Consider the following 13,939-nt stretch of genomic DNA (forward strand, 5'->3'; position numbering starts at 1 on the left):
GTACGGCATCTACCGAACGAGCTTCGGCAGAACGGATGCACCAAAGACGTCGATCCACTGCTTCTGATTGCGGCCTACGTTGTGCAGGTAGATGCGATCAAAGCCGAGGTCGACGAACTTCTGAATGTACTTGCGGTGCTCGTCGGGGTCGGCCGAAATAATCATGCGGCCCTCGAAGTCCTCCGGGCGCACCAGCTTGGCCATCTGCTCGAACTCGAACGGCGAACGGATGTCGCCCTTCGGAAACTTCATGCCCCCGTTCGGCCACTCGTGCAGCGCATTGGTCATGGCCTCTTCGTCGGTCTCAGCCCAGCTCATGTGCAGCTGCAGCACCTTGGGCATGATCGAGGGGTCCTTGCCGGCTTCGCGGGCACCGTCGTCGAACTTGCCGAACAGCATCGAGATCTTCTCCAGTGGGGCACCGACCGTAATGAGGCCGTCGGCGAGCCTGCCCGCACGCTTGGCGGTGACCGGGCCGGCGGTGGCGACCAGGATCTCGGGGGCCACCTCTGGCATGGTCCACAGCCGAGTCGACTCGAGCTTGAAGAACTGGCCGGAGTGCTTGACATCCTTGCCCGCGATCGAGCCGGCGAACAGCTTCGAGATGATTTCGATGGCCTCGAACATGCGGTTGATGCGCTCGGGCGCTTCGGGCCAGTAACCACCAACGATGTGCTCGTTCAGGGCCTCGCCGGACCCCAACCCCAGCCAGTGCCTGCCGGGATACATCGAAGCAAGTGTGGCCGAAGCCTGAGCCACCATCGCCGGGTGCCAGCGAAAAGTCGGGGCGGTCACGCCGGGACCGAAATCGCCCTTGGTGCGCTCGGCGATGGAGGCGAGCACGCTCCAGACGAAGCTTGACTGACCCTGGGCCGGAACCCACGGTTGAAAGTGATCGGCCGCCATGACGCCGGTGAAACCGTGCTCCTCGGCGTACGACGAGAGCGCGACCGCCTCAGCCGGTGCGAACTGCTCCAACATGGCCGCGTAGCCAATCTGCAACTCCGTCATTGTGACCTTCCTGCGCCTAAAGATTTTGTACCCATTCAATCGCAACACGAGCTGAAGCGCATTCGATACCGCGGAGGCGGCATCCGCTTGCCGCCTTATAGGCTGAGAGCATGCGCATTGCCACCTGGAACGTCAACTCCGTACGTGCCCGCTCCGGGCGCATCGTCGACTGGATGGAACGCGAGGACATCGATGTTCTGGCCATGCAGGAGATCAAGTGCAAGCCCGAACAGTTTCCGTCCCAGGCATTTGAGGACGCCGGCTACGACCTCGCCATTCACGGCCTAAGCCAGTGGAATGGTGTGGCGTTTGCGAGCCGCGAACCGATGACGGATGTCGTCACCGCCTTTCCGAATATGCCCGGCTTTCAAAAAGGTGCGGTTGGTCCAGATCAGCCGCTCGAGGCGCGCGCGCTCGGTGTAACCGTGAACGGCCTGCGGCTATGGAGCCTGTACGTGCCGAACGGGCGCGCTCTCGGTGACCCGCACTACGCCTACAAACTGGCCTGGCTGAACGCCCTCGAGGCCCATGCGGCCGAGGAACTTAGCCGGCACCCCGCGCTTGCCCTGGCGATGATGGGCGACTGGAACGTCGCTCCCCGCGACGAGGATATGGGCGACCCGAGCTTCGTACCGGGCCTGTCCACCCACATCTCGCCCGAAGAACGTGCAGCGTTCGACGCCTTCGAGCAGGCCGGTCTGACCGACGTCGTGCGGCCGATCGTGCCGGAGGGCTTCACCTTCTGGGACTACAAGCAGCTGCGTTTTCCGCGCAACGAGGGCATGCGCATCGACTTCATCCTCGGCTCGCCGGCCTTCGCCGACCTCGTGACGGATGCCAGCATCCACCGTAACGAACGCAAGGGCGACGCCCCGAGCGACCACGTGCCGGTGCTCGTCGACCTCGACCTGGGCGGCGATGACGACGACCGGCCGATGATCTTCTAAACCGCCGGCCACGTTCCAAGTGCTTGCTACGCGGAGACCTTTTCGCGAGCCTGGTACTTGGGATGGGCCTGTTCGGCAGCGGCGTCGAATTCAGCGTCGATGTCGGCGTTGGGCTTGTAGGTCGCGAGGGAAACCACGACGGCCACGATCAGGCTGGCAGCAAAGCCGGGCACAATCTCGTACAGAACGTCGCCGAGCGCGGAGTTGCCCCAGACGAAGACGACGACGGCACCGGTGATCATGGAGGCCAGCGTGCCCGCGGTGGACAGCTTCTTCCAGTACAGGGAGAGCAGCACCACCGGTCCGAAGGCAGCTCCGAATCCGGCCCAGGCAAAGCCGACCAGGTCAAGAATGGTCGAATTTTGCTGCAGGGCGATGAGTCCCGCAACGACCGCAACGAGCAGCACGCCGAGGCGTCCGAGCATGACCAGCTGCTTCGGAGAGGCGTCCTTGCCGACGATTCGATACAGGTCCTCGACCAGTGCCGAGGAGGAGACGATCAACTGCGAGGAGATAGTGCTCATGATGGCGGCCAGCACCGCAGCCAGCACGAGGCCGGCGATGAACGGGTGGAACAGCGTCTGCGAGAGCAGGAGGAAGACCGTTTCCGGGTTCGCGAGCGACAGGTCGGGGTTCTGCTGGAAGTATGCGATGCCGATAAGCGCAGTGGCGACGGCACCAAGAGCGGTGAGAATCATCCAGCCGATGCCGATCCGGCGGCCGGCCTTGGCATCCTGCGGGGTGCGCATGGCCATGAAGCGCACGATGATGTGCGGCTGTCCGACGTAGCCGAGGCCCCAGGCTGCGGCCGAAATGACGCCCAGCACTGACCCACCAGCGGTGAGGGAGAGCAGGTTCGGGTCAACTTGGCGGATGGAGTCGAGGGTGGCGGTGATGCCGCCGGTGGCGTTAAGAGCAACCAGCGGAACGGCGATCAGCGCGATGAGCATGAGGATTCCCTGGGCGACGTCGGTGAGCGTTGCGCCGAGAAAACCGCCAAACAGCGTGTAGAGCAAGGTGACGCCGGCCACGATCAGCATGCCGGTGAGGAAGGTGGACCCGAAGGACTCTTCGAAGAACACGCCGCCGGCCACCATGCCGGACGACACATAGAACGTGAAGAAGACCAGGATGATGACACCGGAGACGACACGCAACAGGCGCGAGGTGTCTTTCAGTCGGTTCTCGAAGAAACTCGGAATGGTAATCGAGTTGTTCGACACCTCGGTGTACGAGCGCAGCCGCGGAGCAACGAACTTCCAGTTCAGCCAGGCACCGATGGTGAGGCCGATCGCTATCCACGCCTCGACGAGGCCGGACACGTAGATGGCTCCGGGGAGACCCAGCAGCAGCCAGCCGGACATGTCTGACGCGCCGGCGCTCAGCGCAGCGGTACCGGGTTTGAGGCCTCGGCCGGCGAGCATGTAGTCGTCAAGATCTTTGGTTTGCCGAAAGGCAAAATACCCGATGGCGACCATGCCAGCGAGGTATAAAACGATCGCGATTATCTGAAATGTTTGATCCGTCAATGGGATTCCTTTGTTGGGATGCCCGACGTACTGGACGTGATTACCCGCGCTGCGGGGAAGGTCAAAACTTCAGTCTCGCAGAAATACGAGCTTTAAGCCATGTTTGACCACCCAATTGCCCATGTAACCGTTTGGTCACAGAGGGGCTTACCCCCTGTCCGAGGTTGCGCGCAGCCGGTCCAGAATGACCTCACACGGCCGATGACCCCGTTGCCCCTTCCGCTATTTCGAACAATTGGATACAGTATCCAAATGAGTGGGACTGATGACGTGACACCCGCGACCGGGCCGCTGGACGGCATCCGTGTTGCCGATTTTTCCCGCGTGCTCGCCGGGCCGTTTGCCACGATGATGCTCGCCGATTTCGGTGCCGATGTCATCAAGGTCGAGCATCCGCTCGGTGACGACACCCGGGCCTGGGTGCCGCCGGTCGATTCGAACGGGATGGGCAGCTATTTCGCGAGCGTCAACCGGAATAAGCGCTCGGTTATCTGCGACCTGCACACCGACAGCGGCCTGGCCGTGGCACGCGCGCTGGCGTTGAGCGCCGATGTCGTGATCGAGAACTTTCGTCCCGGCGTCATGGAGCAGTACGGCCTGGACTACGCCAGCCTGAAGGCCGAACGCCCCGAGCTCGTCTATTGCTCGATCACAGGATTCGGACGCCTCGGCGGTGCCACGCTGCCGGGCTACGATCTGCTCGTGCAGGCGGTCGGCGGGCTGATGAGCGTGACCGGTTCTCCCGATGCGGAGCCGAGCAAGGTCGGTGTTGCCCTCGTCGACGTGCTCACCGGGCAGAACGCGGTTGTGGGCATCCTCGCCGCCCTGCGCTCACGCGACCAGACCGGCCGCGGCCAGCGGGTCGAGGTGAATCTGCTCTCCTCCCTGCTGGCCGGGCTCGTCAACCAGGCTTCGAGCACCCTCGCCACCGGCGTCGCGCCGAAACGTCTCGGCAACGCACACCCGAGCATTGCGCCGTACGAGACCTTTCGCACCCTGGACGACCCGATCGCGATCGCCGTCGGCACTGACAAGCAGTTCAGCGCCCTCGTGCAGGTGCTCGGGCTACCCGAACTCAGTGTCGACGCCCGCTTCAAAACCAACGCGAACCGCCTCGCGCATCGCACCGTGCTCGAGGCGTTGCTCGAGGAACAACTCGAGACCCAATCTGCCGCCCAGTGGACAGCGCGACTCTCGGTCGCGCGGGTACCCGCCGGCAAAGTGAATTCGATCGTCGAAGCCCTCGATCTGGCGGCGTTGCTCGGCCTGGCCCCCGTCGTTGCGGTAACGGATTCCGTGGGTTCCCGCGTGAGCCAGCAAATCGCCAATCCGATCAGTCTCTCGGATACCCCCGCTCGCTACCTGCGCCCGCCGCCCCTCCTCGGCGAGCACACCGGGGCCACATTCTCCCGACCGTAAGCATCCGCTTCACCGACTGAAAGACGACTCATGCCCGCTGCCGCCCTGAGCAATGCCGAACTGACCGAAACCGACCTGACCGACGCCGCTGACCTCGTGGGTATCGATTCCCTGCTGACCGAGACCGAGATCGCCCTGCGAAGCGAGGTGCGGTCGTTCGTTGACTCCACCATCAAGCCGAACATCGCCGGGTGGTACGAGAAGGCGGTCTTTCCGCTCGAGATCATTCCGCAGATGGCCAAACTCGGCCTGCTCGGCATGCACCTCACCGGCTACGGCTGTCCCGGACGCAGCGCGGTCGAATACGGACTCGCCGCCCTCGAACTGGAGGCCGGCGACTCCGGGCTGCGCACCTTCGTGAGCGTGCAGGGCTCGCTCGCAATGAGCGCCATCCATAAGCACGGCTCCGAGGAACAGAAGAACGAGTGGCTGCCGCGCATGGCGGAAGGTTCGGTGATCGGCTGTTTCGGGCTGACCGAGCCAAGTGCTGGCTCCGACCCGGCCAGCATGAGCACCTTCGCACGCCGCGACGGCAGCGACTGGGTGATCAATGGCACCAAGCGCTGGATCGGCCTCGCCTCGGTCGCGCAGGTCGCGATCATCTGGGCGATGACGGATGACGGGATCCGCGGCTTCGTCGTGCCCACCGACACTCCCGGTTTCGTGGCGACGCCGATCGAGCAGAAGCTCTCGATGCGTGCCTCGATTCAATGTGAGATTCAGCTGACCGAGCTGCGCCTGCCCGGCTCGGCGATGCTGCCCAAGGCACGCGGCCTGCGCGGACCATTCGAATGCCTGAACGAGGCCCGATACGGCATCGTCTGGGGGGTCATGGGCGCGGCCCGCGACAGCTATCTCGCCGCGCTGGCCTTCTCGAAAGAGCGGATGCAGTTCGGCAAGCCGCTCGCCGGCTACCAGCTGACCCAGCAGAAGCTGGTCAACATGGCCCTCGAAATCAACAAGGGCACCCTGCTGGCTCTGCAGCTCGGGCGGCTCAAGGACGCCGGCACGCTCGCGCCGCACCAGATATCGGTCGGCAAGCTCAACAACTGTCGAGAGGCCATCGCCATCTGTCGCGAGGCCCGCGCGATGCTCGGCGGGAACGGCATAACCCTCGACTTTTCACCGATGCGCCACGCCAACAACCTCGAGAGCGTGCGCACCTACGAGGGCACCGACGAGGTGCACACCCTCATTCTCGGCCAGCACATCACCGGCATCGCGGCGTTCCGCTGAGCCGCCTTATTCGTTGAGTTAGGGTTTTGAGCGTGCCTTCCCCCCTGCGAAACCAGCGCCCGCCGACCGTTCCGGCGTTCGTGCTCGGTGAGCTTCGGCGGCTGATCGCCGTCGGTGAGTTGATTCCCGGCCAGCCACTGCGGCAGGAAGACCTGGCCGAACGCCTCGGCGTCAGCCGGGTTCCGGTGCGGGAAGCGCTCAACACGCTCGAGTCCGAGGGGCACGTCGTGCACGAGCCACACTACGGCTACCGAGTGACCGAGCTGTCCCTCGCCGACCTGCTCGAGGTATACCGGCTGCGCCAGCTGCTCGAGGCGGAGGCCGTGCGCGCCACGATCGCCCGCGGCGGCGAACGGGTGCTCGTCGACCTGCGTGCGGCCGGCAAAGTGGTGGAGCAGGCAAACGCGGCCAGCGATCTGCTCGCCATGCACGAGGCCAACCGGCGGTTTCACTTCGTGCTCGTGACCAGCGCCGGGCTGCCGCGGCTCGAACGCATTCTGCGCGCACTCTGGGATTCGACCGAAGCCTACCGCCGGCTCTACTACCAGGAGCCCGGCAACCGGGCGCGGGTCGAAGGCGAGCACGCGGGAATCGTCGACGCGTTCGCCGCCGGTGACGCCGAGTTGGTCATCCGTTTGCTCGATGAACATCGCGGCCATACCGCGACTGCCCTCGGAGCGCTACTAGAGCGCTGAGGTTGCTGTCAGACCACGCGAAAGGTGAGGTCGCCGACCCCGTCGATGCCGGCGGTGACGGTGCTTCCGGGCTCAATTCGGCCGACACCGGCGGGAGTGCCGGTGAAAATGAGATCACCGGGCCGCAGGGTGACAGACCGTGACAGAGCGGCGACAACGTCGGGCACGGGCCAGATCTGGTCGGCAAGGTCGCCGTCCTGATGGGTCTCACCGTCGACATTGAGCCAGATGCGTGCCGAAGCGGGATGGCCGATAGCGCTGGCGGGAACGAGCGGCGTGCAAGGTCCCGAGAAATCGAAGCCCTTGGACAGATCCCACGGGCGACGCAGTGCCTTGGCGGCATCCTGCAGGTCGCGCCGGGTGAGGTCGACGCCGGCGCCGTAGCCGACGACGTGGGTGAGGGCATCCGCGGCCACAATGTCGGCGCCGCCGACGCCGATCGCGACCACGAGTTCCATCTCGTAGTGCAGGTTGTCGGTCTCCGGCGGGTACGGAACCGTGTGCGAAGCGACACCGTACGCGGGAACGCCCTCGTCGACGGCAAACACGGCGTCGGCCGGTTTCGCGAAGAAGAACGGCGCCTCGCGGTCGGGGTCGTTGCCCATCTCCCGGGCATGCTCGGCGTAGTTGCGGCCGACGCAGTACACGCGGTGCACGTAGAAGCGCTCAGCCGAGCCAGCGATCGGCAAGCTCGTGGGCTCGGGTGCCGTAAACGGGCCAGAAGTAGACATGCGGTCCTTTCGGGACTCAGGCGAGCAGGGCCGCGATGATGAGTAAAGCGGGCATCGACAGAACTGTGGTGAGTAAAACGGTGTCGCGGGTGACGACCATGGCTCGATCGTAACGCGAGGCGAAATTGAAGATGTTTTGCGCGGTCGGTAACGCCGCCACGGCCACTACGGCGAACAGCTCGGCGCCATCAAGGTCGAACACGAACTGTCCGAACAGAAACGCGATGATCGGCATCAGTCCGACCTTGATCAGGGTGGCTGCCACGACCTGTTTGCGCCCGGTTCCGGCCTTCAGCAATCGTTGGCCGTGTAGTGACATACCAAACGACAGCAGCACCAGGGGAATGGCGGCTCCACCGATCAGCTCGAACGGTGCCAGCACCGGGGCTGGCACCGTGATGTCGAAGGTCGCTACGAGCACGCCGGCAAGCGAGCCGAGAATCATCGGGTTTCGAAACGGCTGCGTCACGATCGACACGAACGAAGCCCGGCCGCGGGTGGCCACGTCGAGAACAGCCAGGATGGTAGGGGCCAGAATCACCAGCTGCAGCAGCAGCACGGGAGCCACATATTGGGCGCTGCCGAGCACGTAGATGGCCACGGGCAGGCCAATGTTGTTGGCGTTGACGTAGGTCGCGCTCGATGCACCGAGCACAGTCTCGGCCAGCGGCGTTCGAAAGAACAGCCGCGCGAGGAGGAGGTAGATGAGCACGCCGACCACGATGGTGCAGACGATGGCGACCAAAAACTTGGAGAACAACACCGACACATCCGCGTGCGAGAGCACGGTGAAGAGCAGCGCTGGAGTGGCGACAAAGAAGGCCATACGGTTGAGTACCCGCCCTGCGCCCGCACCGACAATGCCGAACCGCTCGACAAAGTACCCGATCAGGATCACAAACCCGATAATCGAAAAACCGACCAAAACACCGCCCATTCTGACGATCCTAAGCGTTACCCGAGCACGAACCGGCGCGGCCCTTTCGGCCGTGCGATCGACGTTGCTACGCTCAACGCATGCCCCGACTCGACGTTCCTGGCGCTTCCCTCTATTACGAGACCCAGGGAAACCCCGACTCGCCAGCCCTGCTCCTGCTGCACGCGGGCATCGCGACCCTGCGCATGTGGGATCCGCAGGTCGCCGCCCTCTCGGCCCACCACTACGTCATCCGCTTCGATACCCGTGGTTTCGGCCAAACCACGACCGAGAATGTCGAATTCTCCAACCGAGCGGATGCCACGGCGCTACTCGATCATCTCGGCGTGGCTCGGGCCACCCTGATCGGGTGCTCGCGCGGAGGCACGATTGCGATCGATCTTGCCGTGGCATGCCCCGAGCGCGTCGCGGGCCTGGTCACTATCGGGTCAGGACCCAGCGGGTTTCCCGATGTGGAGCTCACCGAACGTGAAGACGCCCTGTTCGACAAGCTGGATGCGGCCTTCACCGGTCGCCAATGGCCGCGGCTGGCGCGGCTCGAGGTAGCACTTTGGGCGGTCGGGCCGACCCGCACGGCGGCCGACGTCGACCCCGCTTTTCTGGCCCTCGCGCAGGAGCTCAATCTGCGCAATGTCATCCATGCCACGGAAGCACCGATCCCGATTCCGCTCGAGCCACCCGCACTCGACCAGGTCAGTGACATCAACGTTCCGGCGCTGGTGACCGTGGGCGAGCTCGACGTCACGTCGTCGCTGGCCCACTACGAATTTTTGTTGGAAATGCTGCCGCAGGCCAGCGGCTGCACGTTCCGCGACACCGCTCATCTGCCGAGCGTCGAGCATCCGCTGGAGTTTCAGCGCGTGCTGGTCAGCTGGCTGGCGACCAACAGCCTCTGATCCTTTCGTCGCCTCCTCCCCCCGCCCGCGTCGTCGGCAAGTGTCCACACCCTGCGGCGCGGTCTAACCAGTTTTTCTGTGCCCGGTAGCCTGTGGGAAGAGTGACCGACCGCGGGGAGATCGATGTCAGTGCACGAGCCAGTCCAGAGCGGAGAATTTTACCTTCGGCATGCCGGTCGCATCATTTGGCCGCGCAATGCCAGAGATCTGAGTGACACGGCGCTTTGCCCGGCCTGTCACACACCGCTGGGGTCGCCGGTCTGTTCCAGTTGCCAACTTGATCTGCAGCACGAGGCCGCAACAGAATTACTGGCCAGTTCAGCGGATGCCGCAGCAGCGCTGCAGCGTCGTGCCGAGCTGATCGGACGTATCCGCTACGAAACGCAGACCGGCCGGGTCGCCGCGCCCCGGCCGGTCAGCACATATTCGGCCGCTGCTGGTTCGGCCGCTGCTGGTTCCGTGACCACGACGTTGTCGACAGCCGCTCCCGCCGCGCCGCCGGTGTTCGACCCGACGGCCCGCCTGCCGGGCCCCGGGGTGGTGGTATCGCCGCAGACACCAGCGCTGCTCCCCCCCGGCCGAAGCGCTGCGCCGGCCCTGGCCACAAAGCCCCGGCGTTCCAGCGTGCAGGTCGTGCTTCTCTCTATCGGCGTGCTGTTGGTCTCGGTCGCTGCGATCTTCTTTCTCACCGTTGCGTGGATCGTCGCCGGGCTGGGGTTCCGCTTTGTTGTCGTCGCGCTGCTGACCGTGGCGGCTCTCGTGGTCGCCGCCCGGATGCGTCGTTCGCGGCTGACGTCCACCGCCGAGGGAATCGGAAGCTTTGCCGTGGTGCTCGTGCTTCTCGACGTCTGGGGCATGCGGCAGAACAACCTCTTCGGCCTCGCCGCCGGAGACGGAGCACTCTACTGGGGAGTCGCCCTGACAGTCTGCGCGACGCTCTTTCTCGGCTGGCACGACCGATCGAACCTGCGCGTGGGCAGTATCGCCGGTTTCGTCGTCGCGGTTCCCGGCATCGGACTCTTCGCGGCCGGTCTCTTCCAAAGCCAGGACACGCTCACTCGCGTTTTCGTCGGTTTTCTCGGCGCCGCCATCGCCGCCCTGCTGCATCGCGCAACACTCCCCCGGCCCACGGATGGGCGCCGATGGCCGACCACCGATCGATTCCCCGAGCGGATACTGCTACTCGCGCTGGGTGCGCTGGCTCTGGTCACGGCGGCCGTCGTTGCGGTCTTCGTAGAGTCCGACAGTCTCATCGCGCCGGTCTGGTGCCTCGGCGCGGTCGCGCTCGTTGCCACGGCGCACGCCGTGCTCGTACTGCGTGCGCCGCAGTCCGCGTTGATCGTGGAGAGCGTCGGCGCTGCGCAGCCGGCTCGGCTCATGGGGGAATACCGAACCTTCGCCTATTTGGCGGCGTCTCTGGCCGCGTTCGCGGCGGCTGGCATCGCGCCGGTCGTTGCCGGTCGCTACGACAGTCTGCCGTTTTCACTCACCGTGCCCCTGCTCGTCGCTGCTGCCTTGGCCGTGGCACTCGAACTGTTCGCACGTCACCTCGCCGCGCCCTCAGCCGCACGCACGGCCGGGTTGATGGCGGCCGTTTCGGCCACCACGGTCGCGGCCATTCCGCTGCTGGTCGCTGCCGGGTATGCCGCCTGGCCACTCATCCAAGCCACAGCAAACGGACTGCGCGGCCGTGAGGTCGTCCCTGACCTCGCCAACGCCGAAAACGTCTGGGCACTGCTCGCGCTGGTCGGAGTCGGCGCAATACTGTTCATCGGCTGGGCCTTGGGCGGTCTGCTCCGCGCCCGGCGCCAAATCGTGACCGCCCTCGCACTGGCCGTTGTCATTCTCGCTGTGCCCTTCTCCCCGTCCATCGGAATTATCGTCGCGCTCTACCTGCTGCTCGGCGCGGGCGCACTCATCGGACTGCTCCTCGCGCGATCATCTGTGCCAACGTCGATGCCAGCTTTTTTGACGCCGGCCATCATTGCGCTCCTGGCCGCTGGCGAGGCGCTGGGCTATGTCATCAGCTGGGCGCACCCCACAACCTGGTGGTTCGGCACGGTATCGCTCGTCCTCGCACTCTGGTTCTCCCGCCTGTTGGTCACGCCCAGGGCCGCAGGCCCCGCGCTCGCCAACCCCGTGCTCGCCAGTGATTCCCGCGCTCACGCCCGCGGAGCACTATTGGCCGCAGCGATCGTGATCGCCCTGGTCGGGGTTGGTCACGTTCCGTTGGCCCTCGCGCCGGACCAGCGCTGGTCTGACGCGATCAACCTGGCCAACGTCACGGCAGCCATCCTTCTCGCAGCGGCCCTCCTGCACCTGCTCGTCGCTGCGGCAGCGCTTCGGCCAACGGCGCTCTCTCTTCTCGATCGGCGCTGGGCATTCATCACCCTCCTCGTTCCGACCGTGATTGTCTTCGTCCCTCCGATTCGATCGTGGTCGCTTGCCACCGGCGAATCCCTGCTGCAGCCCGAACCTTTTGGATCCATCCTGCGCGCCAGTATCCTGGCCGCCGCGTGCGCTTTGTGGGTCTTTCTGCGCGCCAACCGTGGCGGGCTGCACTGGGAACGTGCCATCGCCGCCATCGCCTTGGCCCCGTCGCTGTATCTACTGATACGCGAGGTTCTGTTCGCGACGGCTGCCGTCACATCCGTTTTCACACTCGCAGCACCGGCTGTCGCCCTCGTAGTCTGCTCGCTCGCGCTGTTGCTCGCTACAAACCGTACCGGCAGCGCCGACAGCGTCACGGCCAGCGCCACTGCCATCGGTGCCGCCATCGGTGCGGCCGGCGCGACCGGCGCGCTGGGCGTGGATCCGTTTGCCCGCCGCGACCGGATCGCCCTCGAAATGGGCGCCGCGATTGTGCTCGCACCCGCCCTGTTCACGGCGGTCGTCACGTTCCGCTCCCTCGGCTGGCTCGTGATCGTGTTCGCCGGCATCGTGGCGCTCATCATGGCGATCGCACCTGACGGGCTGTTCGGCTCCACGTCGAATCGCCGCCATTTCGGCTGGCTTGCCCTGTTTCTCGGCACAGCCGGACTCTGGCTCGGCCTCGATCGGGCCGGTATCGTGGCCCTCGAACCGTATGTGCTGCCGGTCGCCGGCATCGTGCTCACCACGGCCGCGCTGACTCGCCGCTACGGCACAACCGATCGCTCGAGCGAGGCAAGTCCGGTAGCTGGCCTCCTGACTTTCGCCGGGCTGGTCATTGCTCTGGTCCCGCTCGCCGTATCCTCCGAGTCGGGGTCGCTGGTGCGCCCCATCGTGCTGGCCGTCGTGTCTGTGACCCTCATGATCGGTGCCGCCCTGGTGCGCTGGGTTCCGCAATCGTCAACCTATCTGGCTGCGGCCGGTCTGGCCGGCGCGATGGCCCTCGTCGTCACAGCCTTCGCGCAGACGCAGCGTCTGGTCGGTGCGCCCGGCGCGCCCGATGGGCGACTCGAGCTGTGGCTGGTCCTTCCCGCCATGGCTGCGGTCACGACCGCGGTTTTGCTGGTTCGCCAAACGGATGCCGAAACCACGGCGGTCCGACGCAGCGCGGGCATCGCGCTTGTGCTGGTGTGGGCATCCGTTCTGACCTGGGTCGAACTCACCGTTGTCAGCGCCCCCGCAGATGCCGGGCTGTCGACGCCCCGGGCCGTTTTGCTCGTGCTCGCTCTCTCCGCGGTGCATGTGATCGCCCTCGCGCGGCCCCGGGCGCCGCTGGGGGCAATCACCGCCTGGAGCGTGCTCGCACTGGCTGCCGTGGCCGCTATCACGGTGGCCAGCTCTGGCGTGGTCGACCCGTTCGAACTCGTCACCGTGCCGGTAGCCTTCGCGCTGATCGGGTCGGGCTGGCTGCGCCTGCACAGCGATCCGCGCGCGCGCAGTTGGCCCTGGTTTGGTCCGGGACTGTTGTTACTTTTGGTGCCGTCGCTGGTGCTCGATCTCACTTACAACGACCTGTGGCGCATCGTCAGCCTCGGTGTTGTAGCCATTATTGTGCTCGCGATCGGCAGCACGCGGCGACTGCAAGCGCCGTTCGTAATCGGTGCTGCCGTGCTGCTCATCCACGGTGTCGCCCAGCTCTGGCCGTGGATCGCCCTCGCCTACAGCGTGGTTCCGTGGTTCCTCTGGCTCGGTGGCGGCGGCATCCTGCTCATCGTTCTCGCTGCACGCTATGAACAGCGCATAGCGAACTTCAAATCGGTTGCCCTGCGCATCAGCGCGCTGCGGTAGCCGGGCGGTGTTGTGCTGCACGGTGCGGTGAGGTGCTGCACGCTGCGGTGCGGCACGGCACGATGCCGAACGGTTGGGCACAGCCCGTGGCTCACGACCGGACCGGTCTTCCAAACGGGCGCGGGTCTACCGAACTGCTCCTAGAACGGCTGCGGGTCGGGGTCCGCGATGTCCCAAGCAGAGGCCCACGGGTCGGGAGGGGTCGGTTCGGCTGCGGGCCCGGGTTGCGGTGGTGACGTGTCGGACTGTTCTCGCGGTGGGCCGATGCGGGTGGCGGGATCGGTGGCGCAGTGCTTGCCAGCCGGACTGGTCCAGTTGAG

General features: G+C 65.4%; 10 protein-coding genes and 1 pseudogene. 6 read left to right on the forward strand and 5 right to left on the reverse strand.

What is annotated here, in order from left to right:
- Window positions 1-9 precede the first annotated feature (9 nt).
- Window positions 10-1,011 carry a TIGR03557 family F420-dependent LLM class oxidoreductase gene (locus E3T39_RS00665; RefSeq protein ID WP_134512844.1) on the reverse strand — a complete coding sequence of 334 codons (1,002 nt, stop codon included), beginning with the start codon at window positions 1,009-1,011 and terminating at the stop codon, window positions 10-12.
- Window positions 1,012-1,121: 110 nt separating this feature from the next.
- On the opposite strand from E3T39_RS00665, the gene E3T39_RS00670 reads away from it, so the two are divergent.
- On the forward strand, window positions 1,122-1,958 hold the full coding sequence (locus E3T39_RS00670) for an exodeoxyribonuclease III (protein WP_134512845.1): 837 nt from the start codon (window positions 1,122-1,124) through the stop codon (window positions 1,956-1,958).
- 26 nt (window positions 1,959-1,984) lie between these two features.
- Here E3T39_RS00670 and putP read toward each other — a convergent pair whose 3' ends face one another.
- Window positions 1,985-3,487 (reverse strand): sodium/proline symporter PutP, encoded by a 1,503-nt coding sequence (gene putP / locus E3T39_RS00675; protein WP_134512846.1) that lies wholly within the window; start codon window positions 3,485-3,487, stop codon window positions 1,985-1,987.
- A 252-nt stretch (window positions 3,488-3,739) separates the two neighbouring features.
- On the opposite strand from putP, the gene E3T39_RS00680 reads away from it, so the two are divergent.
- From E3T39_RS00680 to E3T39_RS00690, 3 genes are read left to right on the forward strand one after another with little or no spacing between them, the layout of a single operon-like run.
- On the forward strand, window positions 3,740-4,906 hold the full coding sequence (locus E3T39_RS00680; RefSeq protein WP_134512847.1) for a CaiB/BaiF CoA transferase family protein: 1,167 nt from the start codon (window positions 3,740-3,742) through the stop codon (window positions 4,904-4,906).
- 30 nt (window positions 4,907-4,936) lie between these two features.
- On the forward strand, window positions 4,937-6,142 hold the full coding sequence (locus tag E3T39_RS00685; protein ID WP_134512848.1) for an acyl-CoA dehydrogenase family protein: 1,206 nt from the start codon (window positions 4,937-4,939) through the stop codon (window positions 6,140-6,142).
- Window positions 6,143-6,174: 32 nt separating this feature from the next.
- Complete coding sequence (locus E3T39_RS00690) at window positions 6,175-6,837, forward strand: GntR family transcriptional regulator (protein WP_134512849.1); 663 nt, start codon at window positions 6,175-6,177, stop codon at window positions 6,835-6,837.
- Window positions 6,838-6,845: 8 nt separating this feature from the next.
- Here the strand turns inward: E3T39_RS00690 and E3T39_RS00695 are convergent, their stop codons facing one another.
- Together E3T39_RS00695 and E3T39_RS00700 are read right to left on the reverse strand one after the other, a co-directional pair.
- Entirely contained in the window at window positions 6,846-7,568 is a 723-nt protein-coding gene (locus E3T39_RS00695; RefSeq protein WP_134512850.1) for a fumarylacetoacetate hydrolase family protein, read from the reverse strand.
- 16 nt (window positions 7,569-7,584) lie between these two features.
- Window positions 7,585-8,505 (reverse strand): AEC family transporter, encoded by a 921-nt coding sequence (locus tag E3T39_RS00700; protein WP_134512851.1) that lies wholly within the window; start codon window positions 8,503-8,505, stop codon window positions 7,585-7,587.
- A gap of 80 nt (window positions 8,506-8,585) precedes the next feature.
- On the opposite strand from E3T39_RS00700, the gene E3T39_RS00705 reads away from it, so the two are divergent.
- Entirely contained in the window at window positions 8,586-9,401 is an 816-nt protein-coding gene (locus E3T39_RS00705; protein WP_134512852.1) for an alpha/beta fold hydrolase, read from the forward strand.
- 123 nt (window positions 9,402-9,524) lie between these two features.
- Window positions 9,525-13,619 (forward strand): SCO7613 C-terminal domain-containing membrane protein, encoded by a 4,095-nt coding sequence (locus E3T39_RS00710; protein WP_134512853.1) that lies wholly within the window; start codon window positions 9,525-9,527, stop codon window positions 13,617-13,619.
- Window positions 13,620-13,759: 140 nt separating this feature from the next.
- Here the strand turns inward: E3T39_RS00710 and E3T39_RS16305 are convergent.
- Window positions 13,760-13,939, reverse strand: a pseudogene (locus E3T39_RS16305) (hypothetical protein); the annotation flags it as partial.

It is taken from the genome of Cryobacterium suzukii, assembly GCF_004403185.1.
Lineage (GTDB): Bacteria > Actinomycetota > Actinomycetes > Actinomycetales > Microbacteriaceae > Cryobacterium > Cryobacterium suzukii.